17 protein-coding genes and 2 pseudogenes are annotated in these 20,489 nt (G+C 39.4%); 15 read left to right on the top strand and 4 right to left on the bottom strand.

All coding sequences use genetic code 11. The features are described 5' to 3' along the window. The first annotated feature begins 18 nt into the window (after positions 1–18). The 5 genes from CDG59_RS10630 to CDG59_RS10610 all read left to right on the top strand — a co-directional run bounded on the left by CDG59_RS10630 (position 19) and on the right by CDG59_RS10610 (position 6,846). A complete protein-coding gene (locus CDG59_RS10630; RefSeq protein ID WP_004699723.1) occupies positions 19–423 on the top strand; it encodes a hypothetical protein in 405 nt (134 codons plus the stop codon). A gap of 80 nt (positions 424–503) precedes the next feature. Then, the gene (locus CDG59_RS10625) at positions 504–1,808 is read left to right on the top strand and encodes a TolC family protein (protein ID WP_005144794.1); all 1,305 of its coding nucleotides are present in this window, start codon (positions 504–506) and stop codon (positions 1,806–1,808) included. After that, a complete protein-coding gene (locus tag CDG59_RS10620; RefSeq protein ID WP_004912818.1) occupies positions 1,808–3,298 on the top strand; it encodes an efflux RND transporter periplasmic adaptor subunit in 1,491 nt (496 codons plus the stop codon). Before CDG59_RS10625 ends, CDG59_RS10620 begins: the two co-directional genes overlap by 1 nt. A gap of 14 nt (positions 3,299–3,312) precedes the next feature. Beyond that, positions 3,313–6,447 (top strand): efflux RND transporter permease subunit, encoded by a 3,135-nt coding sequence (locus CDG59_RS10615; protein ID WP_087545290.1) that lies wholly within the window; start codon positions 3,313–3,315, stop codon positions 6,445–6,447. A gap of 33 nt (positions 6,448–6,480) precedes the next feature. Continuing rightward, positions 6,481–6,846, top strand: coding sequence for a copper-binding protein (locus CDG59_RS10610; RefSeq protein WP_004912811.1), 366 nt, complete (start codon positions 6,481–6,483; stop codon positions 6,844–6,846). A 112-nt stretch (positions 6,847–6,958) separates the two neighbouring features. Here CDG59_RS10610 and CDG59_RS10605 read toward each other — a convergent pair whose 3' ends face one another. Then, complete coding sequence (locus CDG59_RS10605; protein WP_004912809.1) at positions 6,959–8,236, bottom strand: tyrosine-type recombinase/integrase; 1,278 nt, start codon at positions 8,234–8,236, stop codon at positions 6,959–6,961. A 965-nt stretch (positions 8,237–9,201) separates the two neighbouring features. Here CDG59_RS10605 and CDG59_RS10600 point away from each other — a divergent pair. From CDG59_RS10600 to CDG59_RS10560, 10 genes and pseudogenes are all read left to right on the top strand, one after another. After that, entirely contained in the window at positions 9,202–11,898 is a 2,697-nt protein-coding gene (locus CDG59_RS10600) for a hypothetical protein (RefSeq protein WP_087545288.1), read from the top strand. 371 nt (positions 11,899–12,269) lie between these two features. Further along, complete coding sequence (locus CDG59_RS15505; protein ID WP_227519123.1) at positions 12,270–12,443, top strand: hypothetical protein; 174 nt, start codon at positions 12,270–12,272, stop codon at positions 12,441–12,443. Then, positions 12,444–13,127, top strand: a complete 684-nt coding sequence (locus CDG59_RS10595; protein WP_227519122.1) for an inovirus-type Gp2 protein — start codon at positions 12,444–12,446, stop codon at positions 13,125–13,127. A gap of 91 nt (positions 13,128–13,218) precedes the next feature. Continuing rightward, on the top strand, positions 13,219–14,064 hold the full coding sequence (locus CDG59_RS10590; protein ID WP_087545286.1) for a hypothetical protein: 846 nt from the start codon (positions 13,219–13,221) through the stop codon (positions 14,062–14,064). A gap of 133 nt (positions 14,065–14,197) precedes the next feature. Further along, positions 14,198–14,308: pseudogene (locus CDG59_RS10585) on the top strand (helix-turn-helix transcriptional regulator); the annotation flags it as partial. 168 nt (positions 14,309–14,476) lie between these two features. Continuing rightward, complete coding sequence (locus tag CDG59_RS10580; protein ID WP_087545284.1) at positions 14,477–14,743, top strand: hypothetical protein; 267 nt, start codon at positions 14,477–14,479, stop codon at positions 14,741–14,743. A gap of 18 nt (positions 14,744–14,761) precedes the next feature. Further along, positions 14,762–15,802 carry a DUF932 domain-containing protein gene (locus tag CDG59_RS10575; RefSeq protein ID WP_087545282.1) on the top strand — a complete coding sequence of 347 codons (1,041 nt, stop codon included), beginning with the start codon at positions 14,762–14,764 and terminating at the stop codon, positions 15,800–15,802. Positions 15,803–15,962: 160 nt separating this feature from the next. Beyond that, positions 15,963–17,012 (top strand): YqaJ viral recombinase family protein, encoded by a 1,050-nt coding sequence (locus tag CDG59_RS10570; RefSeq protein WP_087545280.1) that lies wholly within the window; start codon positions 15,963–15,965, stop codon positions 17,010–17,012. Positions 17,013–17,300: 288 nt separating this feature from the next. Beyond that, positions 17,301–18,212, top strand: a complete 912-nt coding sequence (locus tag CDG59_RS10565) for a hydrolase or metal-binding protein (RefSeq protein WP_087545278.1) — start codon at positions 17,301–17,303, stop codon at positions 18,210–18,212. Positions 18,213–18,297: 85 nt separating this feature from the next. Next, positions 18,298–18,519, top strand: coding sequence for a helix-turn-helix transcriptional regulator (locus tag CDG59_RS10560; protein ID WP_019384633.1), 222 nt, complete (start codon positions 18,298–18,300; stop codon positions 18,517–18,519). A gap of 64 nt (positions 18,520–18,583) precedes the next feature. On the opposite strand, the gene CDG59_RS10555 is transcribed toward CDG59_RS10560, so the two are convergent. The 3 genes and pseudogenes from CDG59_RS10555 to CDG59_RS10545 form a co-directional block, all read right to left on the bottom strand. Beyond that, on the bottom strand, positions 18,584–19,276 hold the full coding sequence (locus tag CDG59_RS10555; RefSeq protein WP_087545276.1) for a hypothetical protein: 693 nt from the start codon (positions 19,274–19,276) through the stop codon (positions 18,584–18,586). A 35-nt stretch (positions 19,277–19,311) separates the two neighbouring features. After that, on the bottom strand, positions 19,312–19,923 hold the full coding sequence (locus tag CDG59_RS10550) for a hypothetical protein (protein WP_087545300.1): 612 nt from the start codon (positions 19,921–19,923) through the stop codon (positions 19,312–19,314). Positions 19,924–20,079: 156 nt separating this feature from the next. Further along, positions 20,080–20,348, bottom strand: a pseudogene (locus CDG59_RS10545) (transcriptional regulator). Positions 20,349–20,489: the final 141 nt, after the last annotated feature.

Below are 20,489 nucleotides of genomic sequence, written 5' to 3'. Positions count from 1 at the left end.
AATTTTGGTCTTGATGTTATGCACTTGTTAAGGACATGCTTATCGCTGTTTTTATCTTTTGCTATCCTAATTGTAGGATCGGCAGCAGCTGCTGCATCTGTACATAGCCCATGTTTAATGTCATCTCAAGATACACAATCCATGCAAATGATGAATTCTGAAGATCATGAAAAAGCAAGTGCTATGCACATGGATTGTATGAAAGCTGAGGTAAAGATTAAGAAGCAATTACATGATCCATCATGTATGTCTAAGCAAGATTGTATTATGTCATTTTCTAAAATTGCATATACATCTACAGCGCTGGATGTTTTGCAGTCGATGATTTTTTTACCTGCGGAACAGTCTACTTTTTCTCCATTAAATCAAAATTTCATCTCATCTGATCTTTCCAATTTATGGAAACCCCCACGCTTTAACTAATTTGATGATTCTTCATCATTCATAGAGTTTTCTATGGGTGTTCTGCACGTGCGCGTGTACATCATTTTAGAGCTAAAAATATGAACTTTAATAAAGGAAAGCTGTCCCTAAAATGGGGTGGATGCTCGATTGCGACGATCTGTTTTTTCTTGAGTTATGGACATGCTTATGCCCAGCCACTGACTTTGGATACAGCATTGAAGCTTGCTGAGCGATATGCGCCTGCTCTAAGAGCTAATAGTGCTCAGATTGAAGGTGCTGAGAATATAGTTTCAGCTTCAGGTATTTTGCCCAATCCTAAACTATTTGTGGGTCTCGATAATTACCCTGTATCAGGTGATGCTGCATGGTCTGTTACACAAGAGGGGATGACGATGCAAAAGATTGGCATCATGCAAGATTTTCCAAATCGTGCCAAAAGATTAGCTGAAGTTGAATTAGCAAAAGCTGAATTGGGTTCAGCAAATGCTCAAACAGAAATTCTGCGAATTGAGTTACGTCAAAAAGTAGCATCGGCATGGCTTAAACGTTTTTATCTTGAGCGTAAACTGGCGTTATATGATGACCTTCTTTCAGAAAATGGATTGCTATCCCAGATTACACAAACACAGGTTGCGTCTGGTCGAACCATGGTTGCTAATACAATTTCCCCTAGGCTGGACAAAACTATTTTGCTTGATCAAAAAGATGATTTGCTTCGAGATATAAATAAGGCAAAACTAGAATTACACCGATTAATCAGTGAGGATTCTAGTGGTACAACTGAAATAGAAAGTTTGCCTACCCAAGAACCTATAATTAATTTTGATACATCACGTTTATATCATCATCTGCATCAACACCCTGAACTAAAAGCATTCCAAGCAGAAAAGCAAACTGTTGAAGCAAAGCTTAAGCAAGCCCAAGCCCTTCAAAAACCAGATTGGGGTATTGAGCTTGCCTATCAGCATCGTGCTCCTGAATTTGGAGATATGATTGGTGTACAACTGACAACAGAACTACCAATATTTTCAAAAAAACGTAGTGGTCCGCTCATTCAGGCAGCATTAGCTGAACAAAATCGGATTACAGCAGATCAGGAGATAAAATACCGCGACCATCTCACCATGTTAGATGAGGGGCTATCGGATTTAAAAGCTCTTGAAAGACAAATCCAACGTACCGTTCAAAGTACACTTCCTTTGGCTAAAGAAAAAGTAACTTTACAGTTAGCAAGTTATCAGGCTGGTAAAGCCAATTTGTCAGATGTCATTGAGACACGACAAGCATTACTAAATCAGCGATTACGTCTCATCGATTTACAACAACAGCAAGCAATGATCAAAGCCCAGCTCTATTTTTCTTTTGTAGAACCGACCTTAAACCATGCTGAGGAGTCACGATAATGTTAAAAAATAAATTAGCATTCGTAATTGCTGGCTTGATTGTGGGCAGCTTGGGAATCGGTAGTGGTGCTGGATATTGGTATGCTCATCAAAATGATAAAAAGCAAACTGTAAGTGATCAGGCAACTGCTAAAGTGTTGTACTGGTACGATCCAATGAAACCAGAACAGCATTTTGATAAGCCGGGGAAATCCCCTTTTATGGATATGCCGTTAGTCCCTAAATATGCGGATGAAAGTACTTCTGGAATGACTGAAAGTGCAGGAGTAAAGATTGATCCATCTCTTCAACAAAATCTAGCCATTCGTTATGCCACAGTCGAACAAGTTGTAATGGGTAATACTTTGTTAACCAATGGCATATTACAAGCGAATGAACGACAGATAGCGATTCTGCAAACACGGGCAAGTGGTTTTGTTCAGCGTGTCTATGGTCATGCAGTCGGAGATATAGTGACTCAAGGGAGCCCGATTGCTGATATTTCAATACCAGAATGGACTGGGGAGCAGACCGAGTTTTTGGCAGTACTTAAAATAGGAGACCGTTCTCTTATTCAAGCAAGTCGACAACGCCTACGGCTTCTGGGAATCCCACCAAATGTGATCCATCAAGTCGAACAAACACATCAAGTACAATCTAATATGACTTTGAGTGCTCCTATAAGTGGATTCATTGACTCATTAGAAGTTCATAGTGGAATGACTTTAACTATGGGGCAAACACTTGCTTCAATTAAAGGAATTAATCCAATTTGGTTAGAAGCAGCAGTGCCTGAAACGCAAATTGCTGGAATAAAACGAGGTGCTAAAGTCGAAGCAACTTTTGCTGCATATCCTCAAAAAGTGTCTGGTAAAGTCATTGATATTTTACCAACACTAGATACCACAAGCAGAACCATAAAAGTTCGTATTGAGTTACCCAATAGAGAGGGACAACTCAAGCCAGGAATGTTTGCTTCTGTCAAATTCTCCAACAATCCTCAAAGCAGTTTAGTTGTGCCAGAGCAAGCTGTTATACGTACCGGTACTCGTAATATCGTCATTGTGGCACATGAACAAGGGCGTTTTGAACCTGTTGTTGTACAGTTAGGGCAGAGTGATGGAAATAAAATAGCAATTCTACAGGGTTTGAACGCTGGTCAGAAAGTAGTGGTTTCGGGACAATTCATAATTGATTCTGAGGCCAATTTACAGGGTGTACTGGATAAGTTAAACACTGGACAATCGATTACTTCATCTCAAGTAACTAAGGCATCAATATACCAAGGCATTGGTAAAGTGGAAAAAGTTACAGCTCAAGACATTACCATTTCACATCAGGCAATTGCTGAGTTGGGTTGGGGGGCTATGACCATGGGCTTTAAACAACCAGTACAACCATTTACCCAAATTCAGCAAGGAGATCAGGTCAGTTTCCGCTTTACACATGTTGGGGATGCTTATGTGATTTCTGACATTTCCAAGATGTCTATGACATCTATGAAGAACTAAACGGGAGAACCATCATGATCACCCGTATTATTCGTTTTTCAATTGCAAATCGAGTATTTGTCTTATTAGCTGCTGTAGTTCTTGCCGTTTGGGGAACTTGGGCTGTCAAAAATACTCCGGTTGATGCTTTGCCAGATCTGTCTGATGTACAAGTTATTGTGCGAACTAATTTTCCCGGTCAAGCACCACAAATTGTTGAAAATCAGGTGACGTATCCTTTAACAACGACCATGTTATCAGTGCCCGGTGTTAAAGCTGTTCGGGGCTATTCTTTTTTTGGTGATTCGTTTGTTTATATCATTTTTGATGAACATACTGATCTTTACTGGGCACGTTCTCGCGTGTTGGAATATCTGAATCAAATACAAGGGCGAATGCCTACAAATGCAAAATCTTCATTAGGACCAGATGCTACAGGTGTTGGTTGGATTTACGAATATGCTTTGGTTGATCCAACAGGGCAACATGATCTCTCACAACTGCGAAGCATACAAGACTGGTTTTTGAAGTATGAACTAAAGACAGTACCGAATGTGGCTGAGGTTGCCACAATTGGGGGAATGGTTAAGCAGTATCAAATTGTTTTAGACCCTACCAAGATGGCAGCATTCGGTATAACTCAACGAAGTATCATTGAGGCAATTCAAAAGGCAAATCAGGAAACTGGCGGTTCAGTCCTAGAAATGGCTGAAACTGAATATATGGTAAGAGCTTCTGGTTATTTAAAAACATTAGAAGATTTTCGGCAGATCCCATTACGTACGAACGGTTTAGGCATCCCAATCACTCTTGGAGAGGTTGCAACGATTCAACTCGGACCTGAAATGCGTCGTGGAATTACTGAACTTAATGGACAAGGAGAAACCATTGGAGGTGTTGTGATTTTACGTGCTGGTAAAAATGCACGTGAAACCATTACTGCTGTAAAAGAAAAACTTGCCGAATTACAACAGAGTCTACCGAAAGGCGTGCAAGTTGTTCCAGTATATGATCGCAGTCAATTGATTGATCGGGCTGTAGAAAATTTAAGCCATAAATTGATTGAAGAATTTATTGTGGTGGCTTTGGTTTGTGGATTATTCCTCTGGCATTTACGTTCAGCAATGGTTGCGATTGTTTCTTTGCCCTTGGGAATCTTGTCAGCTTTTTTATTGATGTATTATCAGGGACTAAATGCCAATATCATGTCATTGGGTGGTATTGCCATTGCAATTGGCGCTATGGTCGATGCCGCTGTGGTTATGGTCGAAAACGCACATAAGCATATCGAAGCTTGGCAACATGAACATCCTGATCAAGTTTTAAAAACACAAGAGCGTTGGGACATCATTACGCATTCTGCTAGTGAGGTTGGACCTGCTTTATTTTTCTGTTTACTCATCATTACTTTATCCTTTATTCCTATTTTTACTTTACAAGCACAAGAAGGACGACTGTTTTCTCCATTGGCATTTACTAAAACTTATGCCATGGCCGCTGCCGCAGGGTTATCAATTACACTGATTCCAATTTTGATGGGGTACTGGATTCGAGGGAAGTTACCCTCTGAACAATGCAATCCATTAAACCGTTTTCTAATCAAAATATACCGTCCGATGTTGGATAAGGTCTTAGCTTATCCAAAGACAACTTTATTTGGTGCATCATTCATTTTTCTTCTCAGTCTTTTCCCTTTAACTCGCTTAGGTGGAGAGTTCCTGCCCAATATGGATGAAGGTGATTTACTGTATATGCCTTCGGCTTTACCGGGATTGTCCGCAGCAAAAGCTTCTGAGTTACTTCAACAGACTGATCGAATGATTAAAACTGTTCCAGAGGTTGCCACGGCATTTGGTAAAGCTGGGCGAGCAGAGTCAGCTACAGATCCAGCACCTTTAGAAATGTTTGAAACCACGATTCAGTTTAAACCGCGATCTGAATGGCGTTCAGGTATGACACCCGACAAGTTAGTAAAAGAACTGGATAAAGCGGTTCAAGTACCGGGTTTAACAAATATCTGGGTGCCACCTATTCGTAACCGAATTGATATGTTGGCAACTGGGGTTAAAAGCCCAATCGGGATTAAGATTTCAGCAAATGATTTGCAAGATATTGATCGGGTCGCACAACAAATTGAACAGGTTGCCAAAAAGATACCCGGTGTTAGCTCAGCTTTAGCTGAACGACTCACAGGTGGGCGATATGTTGATATCGATATTAATCGAAAGCAAGCTGCACGTTATGGTCTTAATATCAATGATGTACAGCAAATTGTGTCATCAGCAATTGGTGGGGAGAATATTGGGGAAACTGTTGAGGGATTAGCTAGGTATCCTATTAATGTACGTTATCCACGAGAAATCCGAGATTCACTTGAAGCCTTAAGGAATCTACCAATTCTGACTGAATCAGGTCAGCAAATTGTTTTGAGTAGCATTGCCAATATTCAAATCACTGATGGCCCCCCAATGCTAAAAAGTGAGAATGCTCGCCCAAGTGGTTGGGTCTATGTTGATGTACAAGAGCGTGATTTAGCTTCTGTAGTTCAGGATTTGAAACGATCTATTGATGAACAAGTGAAACGCTCTGCGGGTATGAGTATTAGTTATTCAGGTCAATTTGAGTTTATGGAAAGAGCAAATGCTCGTCTAAAGGTGGTGATACCAATCACTTTGATGATCATTTTTCTATTGCTCTATTTGATTTTTAGACAAGTACAAGATGCCGCTCTGATTATGCTGACTCTACCATTCGCTTTAATCGGTGGTATTTGGGCAATGTATTTCAGTGGCTATAACTTTTCAATTGCCATAGCAGTAGGCTTTATTGCACTTGCGGGTGTTGCCGCAGAGTTTGGTGTGGTCATGTTGTTTTATTTAAAGCAAGCCATACAACAAACGCAGTCTTCTGAAAAATCCTTAACTGAACAACAGCTCAATGACGCACTTCGTACAGGGGCTGTTCTACGTGTTCGCCCAAAAGCGATGACTGTAGCTGTAATTTTAGTCGGGCTACTTCCTATTCTTTTGGGGACTGGAACAGGTTCTGAATTGATGAGCCGTATTGCTTTACCGATGGTTGGAGGCATGATTTCAGCTCCGCTTTTATCAATGTTTGTTATCCCCGCTGCCTACCAACTTCTAATCAAAAGGAAACTATCAAAATCTTGATAGTTTTATTATTTCGTTCAAAGAGGTTTTATTATGTTTAAATTTATGAAAATTGTAGCTCTTGTTGCAACTATTGCTACGTTAAGCGCTTGTAGTAAAAATGAGGCATCAGAGCAAAAGAAAGCGGAAGCACCTATGGAGCAGATGAGTAAAGAATCATCTACAGCAATGACAGCTCAAGCTGTTGGCGTTATTACGGCTATTAATACGAAAGAAAATATTTTGACACTCAATCATGAGGCAATTGCAGCGATTAAATGGCCAGCAATGACAATGGGTTTTAAGGTTGCAGATCCTAAGTTGTTAAATGGGCTTGCAGTAGGGCAAAAAGTTGATTTTGAATTAAAAGCAGATGGTGAAATTTACACAATCGTAAGTGTTAAACCAGAAAACAAGTAATGTCAAAAGTATAACTAATATCAAGAGTACAGAGCCTGTAAAAAAATCTGTTTAATTCCCTTTAAAACGAATGCTTCAGCCATCTAAGGCTGAAGCATTCGTTTTATGATGTCTAGTTAAAGTGTGTACAACAGAATTCAGTCCAATCAGCCATTAAACCTTTACGTTTTTCAAGGTACCCTCCACGTAAGTAAGAAGCTTCAACTTCATCGGGTAGTTTATGGGCAAGTACATGCTCACAAACTTCCCGTGAATAATCCGTTTTATCGGCTGACCAATCACGGAATGTAGAACGGAAACCGTGTGTTGTAACCACACGATTTTGTTTTGGATCAATATAGCCTAAGCCATCTTCTTTAAGCTTCTGCTCATGCATCCGTTTGATCAATGTGGTTAATGACATATCAGAAAGCATTTCTCCAGAACGTGGGGCAGGGAAAATGAAATCTTGTGCTTGAGTATGATTTTTGATTGATTCAAGCAACGTGATGGCTTCTTCAGACAAAGGTACGCGATGTTCCTTTTCTGCTTTCATCCGTTCTTTAGGAATAATCCAAACCTTATTCTTAAAATCAATTTCCTGCCATTTAGCCCCAAAAATCTCACCAGATCGACATGCAGTTAAAATCGCAAATTCCAGAGCTTTAGGGGAAATCCCTTTTTTCTGTCTTAAATGCTGGATAAACTCAGCAACCTGTTCATAAGGCAGGGATGGATGTGGGCGTGATTCCTGCTTTAAGTTACCTAATATAGGTTCAAGATTGCCTTTCCATTCAGCAGGGTTGTCACCCTCAAAATATCCCATAGCCTTGGCATAATCAAAAATGGTTTCTATACGACCACGAATACGTCTGGCTGTTTCATTTTTTTCAATCCAGATTGGTTTGAGAGCTTCAGCAATATCTACTTTGGTAATGGTGCCAATGGTGAGATCACCCAGCGTTGGATAGATATAGGTTTCCAGTGTTGTTGACCATTGTCCGATATGCTTTTGATTTTTGAGTTCACGGGTTTTATTGGCAATAACAACTTTTGCACATTCCATGAATGTTTTATTCCGTAGTTGCTGGACATGCAGCTTTTCAAGCTGTTCCTGTTTATGCACAATAGGATCAATCCCATTTCGTATTTGTAATTTTAATTCAGCGGCTTTGGCACGGGCTTCTGCCAAGGAAACTTCAGGGTAGGGGCCAATACCAATATCACGGCGATGAGGTTTTAATTTTCCATCTTTATCCAGACGTTTTCCCACAACGGCACGTAAAATCCAGACACGGGAATCTCTTTCAACATTTAAACAAAGACCATCAACGCCGCCTACGTGGTATCGACCAGTCTCTTTAATTCTTGCTACACTGAGTGCGGAAAGCTCTTTGGATTTCTTTGGCATGCCTTTGATTTACCCCTCAACCTACCCCTCATAAAATACTGGAAATGGTAGGATTGGGCAAGATGGCTTAGGACGATTAAAATATTAAACAATTGAAAAATATATATTTATAATATTGTGTTGGACTGCTTAGGACTATTGTTAGACGGACACCGCTTCCGCCAAATATCTAAATAAGCCCTTGTTTTTACAAGGGCTTATTTTTTATCTGTGATTTTGACCCACATTGTAACCCACATTAAAATTCTGATTAAATCAATGGTAACTGGATGAAATTGGTAGCCTTTGGACAGTTGCTAAAAGTTGCAAGTTGTTTATCGTACTTCAAAATAAAAAACTATATTCAGTTCTCTAGCATCACTTTGGCTGTTTATTATTTCATTGATTCCAAGCTCCATTCAGCCTTTTATAAATCGCATGTGTTCTCTTCCTGTTAGTTAGGAGGGCAAGCAGTATTGTGTTGGGACTGTGCTATAAAGCTCAAATTAAAAATTACTAGAATCAAAATCCCTCTATTGTCCGAATCATCATTTTTTATCAATTTGTCTGGTCATGCTGTTCAGTATTCTCATCCCTGCTTTAGCTTAGTTTGTCATGTTCTTACTGAACCACATTGTTGCAGGTGTAGTTTTTTACGCCCATTTTTTAGTAGGGCAGTAAATTTAAAATCTCATTGATTTACTATTGGTATTTTAAAAATGGATTAATAGAAAATATTTAGCTAAATAATGAAAAAATATTTTTGCTTTAGTAGTGAAAAATATTGAGAATAGCAACTAAAAATTTTTGGCATAGTAATTAAAATTATATTGGAATAGTAGTATTTGGTTTTTGAAATTTATTTTTGGTATGTTAAAAGTAACAATGACTTATGGAAAAGTTAACGATAAAACTCAATGGATATGAAGTCAATATCCAATTTCTTTTCCTACAGTTTTCCCTATTAGTATTTAGCAGGTATAGCCATGAAACAGAATCAAGTCTATAACGAGTATCAAAACGATATTTTCAGCTATCTAACGACTGTTATGTATGATGATTCCATTGCTGAGTTGCGACGGACTGGCAAAGAAATACATGCTGGGGTCTTCTATGAAACCATCCGTATGCTTGAGGGTATTGAGTTTGGTTTAGCTAAAATAAAAAACAATCTCATCTCAACGCAGGTTGCTTATCTGGATGCTGATGTTGATACTAAAAGGGAGATGATTCATTTTTTAAATTATTTGCGACTGAATAAAAAATTAAATGAATTGGCTACTAGGGTGGATTCTTGGTTTAGTGTTCAGGTAAACCTGTTTATTGGCTTGGTAGAGAGGGAGTTTTCAGAGTTCTATGATGACGGTCATGATTGGAGTCCACACAACCTTCCTGTAGATCGTGTTTTTGAATGTATTGCAAAGTACCGTGAAACGTATAATTTAAGACAAAAAGAAATTTTTGAGGAAAGGACGAGTTGCAACAAGAGGCATATTGAGTTTGCCACAGTGTTTAATAAAATCGTCTGGAGGGAAAAGAAGGTTTACGTTTTAAACTTGGTGGTTAAAATTAACCTTGTTACACGTCAATATCTGCCGATTACCCAATGGAGGCAGGATGACGTTGAACACGTCATGCAGGCTTTAAAGTCTAGCTATCAAGTTTTCGGTCAGCAATTTAATGTATTAGTCGACTATGTGAATACTTATTTAGGGACGAATGAGAGCTTCAATTTTCATCTGGTATTGGTTTTGAAAAATGATCGTGAGCATAACGATGATCAAATTGCCATAGAGTTTTGGAATCTTCTTAATCAAAATTTGAACCAACAGGGTTACAACTTTATTGTTACCGTTGATAGCCTGAATGAGGTGATAAAACGCCAATTTAACTCTAGGGAGGTTACAGGGTTATTGGGTTACAGACCTAAAAAGCAACTGGAAGATTTTAATTACTGGTTTTTGTATTTATTTGCCCACACTCAACGATTTGTACGTGCCATGCGACACAGTGTACAGCACACGCCATTTGATATTCATGATGTGGGATATAAAATTTCCAGATTGTTTCATGAGGTTCGGCATCCTGAACGTAAACCTAGAACCAAAAAAGTAGTCGAGTTGGTGAAACTTTCTGCATTGTATCGAGAGTTTAATGGGGAAGGTATTTGGGAAACAGCCACTCGGAAGCTTAAAGATAAAAATACATATACTGAGCTTTGCCGTATTTCTGATGAACAAAAGTATTTTTTTGCATTTAAAAAAGATACTAGTGAGCGGATGGCTCAACTGGAGTTGTTCATAGCACATCTTGAACACGCTGATATTTCCCCAATCAGTGAAGATGTCCCACTTGAATACATTGTCCATGCACCCAAACAATATCTCTTGTTGATTGAGAAAATGGCAATTATCTTGCTGCTTGATCATTCTCTTAGTCACACATATACAGAATATCTGAGCGAAACCCTACAAGGCACGTTGAGTTCAGGGCTAGCTTTCTTTTGTCATGAACACAGTAAGTCTCGTGATGTGATTAAAGTACCAGATAATAGCGATAATTTTTCATTGGATTTTTATAGGGAGTTACACCAATACCTTTATAACTTAAAGTGTAAACTGCATGAAAGTTTAAAGGTTAAAGTGGATCAAGATGAAATAGCTGCAAAAAAAGCTCAACAGATGGCTAAGGTTCGTAAAAACTTTGACTCCATAACCAAGTATGTCCGCTATTATTTTAGGCATAATATGGATGTCTATCGTTTTAAGATGACTTGTCATGTTGATGCTGGACATGTACCAGAAGCCTTATTGTGTTTGGCATTGAGTGAAATTTGGACGGAATTTTTAAAAGATATTAAAAGAAAGCCGAAAGTGATTGGCAAACAACTTGTAGCCCATGTCGGAACGTATATCTCACTTACTCCACCGCTCATTGATGTGACACTGATTTTTGATGCGACGAATCAAGGGGGATTTGAAAATGACCTTGTTGAAAATATTAATCAGCATTGGATGACCTACCTGAATGATGAATCAAAAAAACAATTAAGCCGTAAGCTTGAACAAAGGCAAGAAGATGGTAAATTGCTGAAAGATTCGACTGCAATTGATTATATTGATTTTCTCAATAAAATAAGTTTGCAATCAAAGCAGTTACCATTGATTGGTGAAAAAAGATGTGGACAAAATCAGGCATTGTCCTGTAATTATAAAGATAAAAAACAACGGTCTACGTTTATTAAAATTCTTGCAGGCTATTATGCGTATTATGGGCTTTTAGGGAGAACGCCCATTGATGATGGATGTACAACTAAGTTGAATTTATTGCTAAAAGGAAGAATGCCTAGCTCTAAACAGGACAGTGCTATTCCAGTAAAAATTGCAAAATCAGATTTTGTTTCGGAACAGCCAGCATTAGACAACAATGAAACGATAGGCAACGTTGTGAACCAAGAAGTTGAATGGTCAACTGACCATGAGGTATTGATAGCGGAATCTATATCAGGTTTAGATGATCAGGATATATCGGAGCAGAATCAGGCTGAAACTAAATCCGAAGATCAACCTGAGACTATTTTGCATACCCAAAATATTGAACAATCTTTCCCTATTGATTCATCAGATCAAGTTATTACTCTTGAACCAATTGAAAACCATTTGGATCAGGCTGGAAAAAAATGATGACGGGGAGGAAAGTTGAAGTACATAAAAAGAAAGTATTTATACCCCCACCTAAAGCTAAGCCACAGGACTCGTAAAATGACTTAACTTTAGCTTCCATTTTTACCTATAAAATCATGCCAATCGGTATGATTTTACCTGTTTGCTATAGAAGTAAAGAAAATTGATTTTAAGTCTTTTGATGGTCATATCTATGCAAGATTTTTGCTAGGATTATTATTTAATTATAATATTTATTAATAACTTAAATCTATATATCATCATATCCAAGATGATGATGGATGATCATTGGAAGAGTAATCAATCAATTGATCTAAATTATAAAAATACAGAACTAACACTCCTATGGAATTTACCATAGGAGTATCCAAATGAACCAAGCACAAACCCTACTTGATATTGAAAAATTTATGTCATCGGTTTGTAGACGAGATTATCACTGGGAAGACTTTGCACCCGATTATGATCAGTGGCTAGACGATGCAAGGGCTATCTATGATGAAGAGCTTGAATACAGTCCCTTGATTCAAGCCTATTTTGATTAAATGCCTGAACGGATTGATTGGGAAGATCAAGATATATTTGAGGATGATCAAGCATTTCGATCCTTTCAACGTCATCTCAAATACCAGCAGCAAGATTTTATAGAAGATTTGGCAAATCAAAGTGATGACTATCACAACCGTTTGGATGATTATTTTGCCAGCCTTGTTGACCGTCATCGTAAATTATTATTGGTCAGGGTCGATTTATCCTATCGCTTTGAGCGTAGTCCCTGTATCCAACAGTTTGGCAACAACATCAGGAAGTTACTTAGTCGTATCCAAAACAAGGATACGATATTTAAAGATCAAGTTGGCTATGCCTATCGACTAGAACAGGGTGGCAAGAGCAAAGGCTATCATTGTCATTTACTGGTGATCTACAACGGTTCTGAGCGTTGCCGTGATGCTTATCTGGGACAATCTATCGGTGAGCTATGGCAGGACAAGATCACTCAGGGTAACGGTCTATTCTATAACTGCAATCAAAAAGAGCATAAACGCTATTACGAGGATGAAGGGACATGGGGTTTAGGTTTGGTGGAACGGCGTAATAAAACAGCAGTTACCAATGCCTATCACACCATTCATTACTTGACTCGCCATAAGCCTGACCAGTATTTAAGGGTAAAACTCAGTCGTAGAATGAATGTATTTCAAACTGGACAGACTAGATGGAAAGAATAAGACTTAATATTTTGATCATTGATTGATCACACCTTTGGGCAATTCATTACAGAGTCGAGTCTCTTATGGTTCTAACCCATAGGAGACATGCATGAACCGTCATGAAGTACTGATCCAGATTGAAGACCTAATGCTGGATGTTTGTTTAGACCGATACTATTGGCAAAGTGTGATGGCTGCACTTGAAGATTATCGGGAAGCTGCTACAGCGATTTATGATCCAGAACTTGAATATTCACCGATGTTACAGGGCTATTTTGACTTAATGTCGATTAGCTCCACATCAAGCTCAGGCAGGGCAATAAATCCACGTAGATCACCACTACAATCCAGAACTGCTTTTCAAAATTTCTGTAATGGTCTGATGGATGAGCATGATCATTTTATTCTGAAGCATAAGCGGCAACGCAAACGTAACTTTACTGCAATCAAGAATCACATTGAGGACTTATTGGATGATGGTCATGAGTTGCTATTGATGCTTGAAGGTGTCAGTTATCCATACACTACCGCTCAGGATATTTACCAGTTTCATGAAAACCTGAAAAAGTTTCACCGTCGTGTTCTTAACCGTGATACTTGCTTCAAAGAGCTATTGGATTATTCATGGGTCATTGAACAAGATCGGGATGAGGGCTATCTCTGTCAGTTCCTGTTTATTTACGATGGTTCCTATCGCAACCATACTGAAAAATATGTTGAAGAGATAATTCAAATTCTAGACGATATTGAGGAAGAAAATGATTCACTGAACCGCGAATCCAAACATCAGCACAGAGATTCCTATGAGCAAGATACTTTGAAGAGCGACATGATTCACTGTAATGATGTACAAATAGAAGAAAATAACCTTAACATTATTAGCATTCTGGCAAATTTCGATATTGAAGATCAATATTTACGTGCAAGGATTAAAGGGATGCGTTGCTTTGGATAAATGTTGATCCCAAAAAATTGAATCTACACACTATAAACATGAATGTTTATTTCATATATTCATTTTTTGGCTTGAGTCATGTGGGGATGTTGGGTCAATTCATCTCATGGGGTGCAGTAAAAAAATACGGTATGCCGATTTTCCCAAGCCGATTCATTTAACCCAGAATCGGATTGGCTGGGTATCGCAGGAAATCTATGATTGGCTTGAATCAAAAATCGCCCAACGATCAGAGGCACACTGATCCACCCTGATACGGCTACATGGTTGAATCGCAACGAACTGGCATGATCCCAAAAAATCACAGATATATATCATTAACATGAAGATTGAATGTTTCTTTTATCCCTTACATTCAAAAACACAGGCTTACCGATTGGTAAGCCTTTTTTCATTTAATGAGGATTATCCTATGAATATTACATGCCCATATTGTTATTCTGAAAATGTTAGCCGCTCAACATCAGCATCTAGAAGTTCTAATACTTATGGTTCTATGGCTGGTGCAGGAGTTGGTACGATGATTTCTAAAAGCTTGCCTATACCGATGTCACCATTATTGGGTGGATTAATGGGGGTAGTTGTAGGAGGGCTAATTGATAGTTTGACACAGCCCTCACAGCCACAGCAGCCTACTGCTTATTTCCATTGCAACAATTGTCAGTGCAATTTCAACTAAGGATGGGAGGAAATCATCATGGCACATCAACTTGAACAAATGGCGTATGTCGGTGAAACTCCGTGGCATGGTCTGGGTAATCAACTCAGTCCACATCAACCGATTGAAGTCTGGGCACAGCAGGCAGGCATGGACTGGCGGATTGAATCATCCAATGTCAGTTACATGGCAAAGAATGATCGGGGACAAAGCATCATCCTGCCTTATGAGGAACAACGTGTCTTATACCGTTCTGATACCCATGCACCTTTATCAGTAGTCAGCCAACGCTTTCAGGAAGTTCAACCCAAAGAAATTCTTGAGTTTTATCGTGATCTGACTGAACAATCAGGCTTTGAACTGGAAACCGCAGGGGTACTCAAAGGTGGTAAAAAGTTCTGGGCTTTGGCACGTACAGGACAGACTACAGCGCTCAAGGGAAAGGATGTCAGCAATGGCTATATTCTTCTTGCGACAGCTTGTGATGGCACACTTGCCACAACGGCACAATTTACTTCAATCCGTGTGGTGTGTAATAACACTTTGGCAATCGCCTTACGCAATGGCAGTAGCAGTGCAGGCGTGGTGAAAGTTCCGCACAGTACCCGATTTGATGCGGAAAAGGTCAAACAGCAATTGGGTATTTCAGTTCGTGCATGGGATGAGCATATGTATGAAATGAAACAACTGAGTCAGCGTAAAGTCACCCAACAGGAAGCGGCAGCCTATTTTGATGCGGTATTTAACAATACCAGTCTCAGCATTGCTGAACAGGATGACAACATTATCCAGTTCTACCGCAATGTGGCAAATGAAGCCCAAAACGCTGCAACCAATAAAACTGAACCGAATGGACGAGCCATGTCGAAAGTCATGGATATGTTTAATGGTCAGGGACGGGGTGCAGAACTCAGTTCAGCCCAAGGGACAGCCTATGGCTTGCTGTGTAGCATCACCGAGTTTGTCGATCACGAACGTCGAGCCATGAGTACCGATCACCGACTGGATTCAGCATGGTTTGGTACGGGTGCAGCCATGAAACAGCGAGGATTGGAACAGGCACTCAGAATGGTGGTCTAACTTGAATTGGATTTGAGCTAATCAAACTAGCCTAAGCAAAATAAAATACCCATTGCTTAAATCCTCTATTTCCCTCTACCCAAAACTCCCTTTTGCCACATCGCCCTGATGTGGCTTTTTTTATGCCGCAATTTTAATTTTTACAGACATGGAGTATCTCATGAACCATATCGTTGAACCACAAAGCAGTAAATCCATACCACATTTACCGTTAGCTAAACCTAATCCCAGTCGTGCCAAACGGCTTGCTAAAACCAAAGGCATGAGCCGTGAACAATGGTTACAGGTACGCAAACAAGGCATTGGCAGTAGTGATGCAGCCGCAGCTTGTGGGCTTAATCCCCACATGTCGATGCTGGAACTATGGATGATTAAAACAGGTCGGATGCAGAACCAGCCTGATCAACCCACCCAAAACAGTTATTCACCCTTATACTGGGGCAATCAGCTTGAACCTCTGATTGCCAATTATTACCAGCACAAGACAGGTCATAAAGTGCGTAAGGTCAATGCAGTGTTACAGCATCCTGATCCTGACAAACACTTTATGCTGGCGAATCTGGACTATGCCGTTGTAGGCTGTGATGAAGTACAGATATTGGAGTGTAAATCAGTGGGGGAATGGGGAACCAAACTCTGGCGTGATGGTGTGCCTTTATACGTGATTATTCAGGTACAGCACCAACTGGCAGTGACAGGCAAACAGGCAGCGCATATTTGTGCCTTGATCTGTGGACATGAAGCCAAAATCTTTAAGGTTGAACGCAATGAAATTGTGATAGACCAAATCATGACTTCTGAACGGATATTCTGGAGCTGTGTGGAAAATGACATACCACCGAGTGTTGATGCCAGTGAATCAGCCGCCAAAGCCCTGCAATTACTTTACCCTCAACATATCCCTTTACAGTCCGTTGATTTCTCCACATTGGAGGGTGTTGATCAACTGTTTACAGATCTGTTGCATGAGGAAAAACAACTGGCACAGCATCAGACTAAATATGACTATCTCAAGCATCGGATTCAGGCACTCATGAAAGATGCAGAGAAAGCCATCTTTTCCAATGGTACTGTGACATGGAAAAAATCAAAGGACAGTGTGGTACTGGATCAAAAGGCATTATTACAGGCACAGCCTGAATTACTGCAACAGTATCCACAATCCCGACAAGGGAGCAGACGCTTTAATATTTATTCTGCAACAACCTAAATCATCTGACTAAACAAGTTTTAGACCTATTTCCATCACACACCACATCAAACGGTTTTATTTCCCTAAATTTAAAATTTGTGCAAAGCCACCCCTCTTGTCCTTTCCCTAATACTAAGGAAAGGACGGTGGAGCAGCTTTGCATTTTTTTATGTTCGCACAATGTTTTCTCCCATGACCTGTGATTGGAAGTCGTTTTTTTCAGGAGGGTTAGCAATATGGTGTAGGAGACAGTGCCTTCAATGGATTTGGGGAATCCGTAAACAAATGCAATAAAGGATAATCACCATGATTAAAGGTTTAGCAATTACCCCACCTGTATTGGGGCGTATTAGTATTGGCAGGGTTGTTGAAAAGAATGGCAAGCGACTGCCTGAAAAGGATGACCAGTTTACCATTACCAGTCAGATTCAAAATAAAGATGGTTGGGTTAAACATCCACTGGATGAGCAGCTTCGGGAAAAGGCACAAAATGGAAAACTCCGTACCATTCCTGTACGGATGATCTTTAATGAGCCTGAACTCAATCTTCGGGCAGAATATAGTTTATTCGACCGCCAGACTGGACGCTTAATCTGTTCAGGCAATGGGGAAACCTGTCAGCGACTCGGACAGAATGGCATTGAGCAACATCCTTGTCCGTCGCCTGATTTATGCCCACTGGCACAGGGTGGGCTGTGCAAACCGTATGGCAGACTATACGTGAATTTAGATGAATCGGATGAGTTTGGCACATTTATTTTTAGAACCACAGGCTTTAACAGTATTCGGACACTGGCAGCACGGCTGAGTTATTACCATGCGGCATCAGGTAATTTACTTTCATGCTTGCCTTTGCAACTGACTTTACGAGGCAAAAGCACTACCCAAAGTTACCGTACCCCGATCTACTACGTGGACCTGACTTTACGTGATGGGATCAACCTGCAAGAGGCAATTACATCAGCCAAGCAGATTGATGAAGTGAGTAAGGCAGCTGGGTTTTATCAGGAAGCTTTAGATCATGTGGCACGGCAGGGCTATGGCAATGCCAGCTTTGAGGTGGGTGGTGATGAGGGGTTGGATATTGTGGAAGAGTTTTATAATGACCAGCAAAATTCTGTTGAGGTAAAGCCTGACGCAGCGTCCGTTCATCATGGAATGGATGATGTCACAGGCATAAAACAGGGGCTTCAGCAAAGTGTAAGGGCTGTAAATTAGGTCAAGGCTATTGGTAGAAAAATACAGAACTCGGGTTTGTATTGAGAGAAACACTTCTCGATCACAAACTGGGAGTAATAACATCATGTCAACTATTGAATATCAATATCAGGTTCTTAATATCACTGCTGTGATTGGAATTACGGCTTTAAGTCGTTCAACCATCTACGCTCTCATTAATCCCAAATCTGATTACTACGACCCAAGTTTTCCGAAACCTCTCCATTTGACAAAAAATCGGATTGGTTGGTTGTCACAGGAAATCAACGATTGGCTGGAGTTAAAAATCGCTCAGCGAGAAGAGTAAGGGGAAAATGATCCCCTTATTTTTTTGTCTTAAATAGATTGGGTTGAGGAAGTTAATAGAGTATTTAAGCTGACAAATAACTCAGATAAATCAAATCTGATTGCTCTGGCTTGGATGTGGCATTACAGCTATAAAAAATTTCCCCATCAAACTTTTCCCCTAAGTGTTCAATAATGATCTCAGTTAAATCCTGAATCTTATCAAGTGAAAATGAAGATTGGTGCAGATTGAAATTGAGTATCACCGTACCGTCTTTCCCAATCGGGCTAAATAACGGTTTCACATTTTCATTCATTAACTGTTGTTCTTGTAACGAATGAATATTGATATAGCGTTGTCTTTTTTCAAAAGCATCCGACTGGTAAAGATCTGCTGGTTCGAGAAATAATTCTGTTGAGAAATAGGTTTTAATCAATGCATTAAAAACCTTTTCCAATGCCTGCTGATGGTTTTCATTGGATGCTTGCTGATAAATAATGGTATTAGATAAATGCTCAGGTAAAGGTGTTAGATTATTTTTGGCTGTAATCACGATGCTATGTTCAAAGCCAATCGGAATTGCGGTTAATTCTGCCAAATCATCTACAATGATAATGACAATCTTATCAGTCTGAGAGTAGGCTAAAGCAGATAGTGGCTTTTGCACCATGTTTAAAGGGCGCAGATGCTCTACTGTTGGATTAAAGAAATCAAGATTAATCTTGGTATGGGTATAAATGGTAATGTTTTCATTTAAGTCTACTTCATTGTTTTGCATGGTGTTGATCCAATTTTAATTAGGGCTAACAAAGATTATTTTTGCTGTTTGAGTGCCTGAGCTAACTCAGGCAACTCATTGGTTTCTAAAATGACAGCAAGTTGTTCCAATACAGGTTGAGCTTCTTTTTCATCAAGGTTTAAAACATCCCGATAAATTTCATTTACTGAATCACCAATATGGTTAATCAGTTGCCCGAGAATTGAAGGACGCATTGCACCCAAATGATCATCTGAATTGAAAATATCCAGAATACTTTTTTCTGGGTTCTGCATGGTTTTATTGGCAGTGATGAGTTTTGCTTTTTCAAATAGGGGATTGAGTTCAGTTAAGATATGTTGTGGTAAGACATCTCGAAGCTCTTTATTGACCAAATGTAAAATAACCGCTTGAGAAAGACTTAAACCTTTGATTGTGGTTTCTGTTTTCTTCCAACGCCAGTTATGAGGCATACAGTCACGACGACATTCCAGAGGAAATATCTTTTCCAGTAAATTTAGATCACGCTGAATAGTACGCTGTGCTGTTTCTATCCCTTGTTGATATAAGTGGTTCTCAATATCAGCAGTGGTGACATACCCTTGATTTAACAGAAATTGAATGATTTTCCATTGTCGGATGATAATTTTTGATGATGACTGACTCATAAGGGGCTCAAACAGCTTTTTGCCGAGTGTAATCATTTTCTTATGCAAAATTAAGAGAATAAAGTTATGAGTAGGTCATAGTTTGACGTACTTGATTTATTGATTTCTATTATACTTTATCGAACGTTTTGGCTTTTATTAAAAACGCCTGAGATGTTAAGAAAGGTCTTGCTTTGGGCTAGAATAGTTTACATGGTCAAGTACCACTTCGATTCCTATTCGGGGATCGATGTTTAGAGCGATACAGTACCAAATATATTCGACTACATCTAAAGACGTTTGCCTTGCTCTACTTTTACAATAAACGAGTTTGGTGGTGCCATACGATCAGCAAGACTTTGCATAGTAAGATTTTGTGACTTATGCTGGCTTTTAAGCCAGCCCTGTAAGGCAAGCATTTCATCAGTATTGATACTTCTTGTCATCACGTATATTTATGATATATTTGATTTTTGAACAAAATAGGAAAATATATTTTGATCAAATAAGTATCGTTAAATGGACACAACCTGTCCCTTGGAAATGAATAATTGCTGTAACGTCAGAAATAAAAAATACAGGTTGTT

This window comes from Acinetobacter sp. WCHA29 (assembly GCF_002165335.1).
Classification (GTDB): domain Bacteria; phylum Pseudomonadota; class Gammaproteobacteria; order Pseudomonadales; family Moraxellaceae; genus Acinetobacter.
Note: the sequence above shows the minus strand (reverse complement) of the source record. Positions and strands in the feature narration are given on the sequence as shown.

Bases quoted from the DNA above. Each gene is read 5' to 3' on its own strand.
- CDG59_RS10630 (WP_004699723.1), top strand. From the start codon at position 19: ATGCACTTGTTAAGGACATGCTTATCGCTGTTTTTATCTTTTGCTATC.
- CDG59_RS10625 (WP_005144794.1), top strand. From the start codon at position 504: ATGAACTTTAATAAAGGAAAGCTGTCCCTAAAATGGGGTGGATGCTCG.
- CDG59_RS10620 (WP_004912818.1), top strand. From the start codon at position 1,808: ATGTTAAAAAATAAATTAGCATTCGTAATTGCTGGCTTGATTGTGGGC.
- CDG59_RS10615 (WP_087545290.1), top strand. From the start codon at position 3,313: ATGATCACCCGTATTATTCGTTTTTCAATTGCAAATCGAGTATTTGTC.
- CDG59_RS10610 (WP_004912811.1), top strand. From the start codon at position 6,481: ATGTTTAAATTTATGAAAATTGTAGCTCTTGTTGCAACTATTGCTACG.
- CDG59_RS10605 (WP_004912809.1), bottom strand. From the start codon at position 8,236: ATGCCAAAGAAATCCAAAGAGCTTTCCGCACTCAGTGTAGCAAGAATT.
- CDG59_RS10600 (WP_087545288.1), top strand. From the start codon at position 9,202: ATGAAACAGAATCAAGTCTATAACGAGTATCAAAACGATATTTTCAGC.
- CDG59_RS15505 (WP_227519123.1), top strand. From the start codon at position 12,270: ATGAACCAAGCACAAACCCTACTTGATATTGAAAAATTTATGTCATCG.
- CDG59_RS10595 (WP_227519122.1), top strand. From the start codon at position 12,444: ATGCCTGAACGGATTGATTGGGAAGATCAAGATATATTTGAGGATGAT.
- CDG59_RS10590 (WP_087545286.1), top strand. From the start codon at position 13,219: ATGAACCGTCATGAAGTACTGATCCAGATTGAAGACCTAATGCTGGAT.
- CDG59_RS10580 (WP_087545284.1), top strand. From the start codon at position 14,477: ATGAATATTACATGCCCATATTGTTATTCTGAAAATGTTAGCCGCTCA.
- CDG59_RS10575 (WP_087545282.1), top strand. From the start codon at position 14,762: ATGGCACATCAACTTGAACAAATGGCGTATGTCGGTGAAACTCCGTGG.
- CDG59_RS10570 (WP_087545280.1), top strand. From the start codon at position 15,963: ATGAACCATATCGTTGAACCACAAAGCAGTAAATCCATACCACATTTA.
- CDG59_RS10565 (WP_087545278.1), top strand. From the start codon at position 17,301: ATGATTAAAGGTTTAGCAATTACCCCACCTGTATTGGGGCGTATTAGT.
- CDG59_RS10560 (WP_019384633.1), top strand. From the start codon at position 18,298: ATGTCAACTATTGAATATCAATATCAGGTTCTTAATATCACTGCTGTG.
- CDG59_RS10555 (WP_087545276.1), bottom strand. From the start codon at position 19,276: ATGCAAAACAATGAAGTAGACTTAAATGAAAACATTACCATTTATACC.
- CDG59_RS10550 (WP_087545300.1), bottom strand. From the start codon at position 19,923: ATGAGTCAGTCATCATCAAAAATTATCATCCGACAATGGAAAATCATT.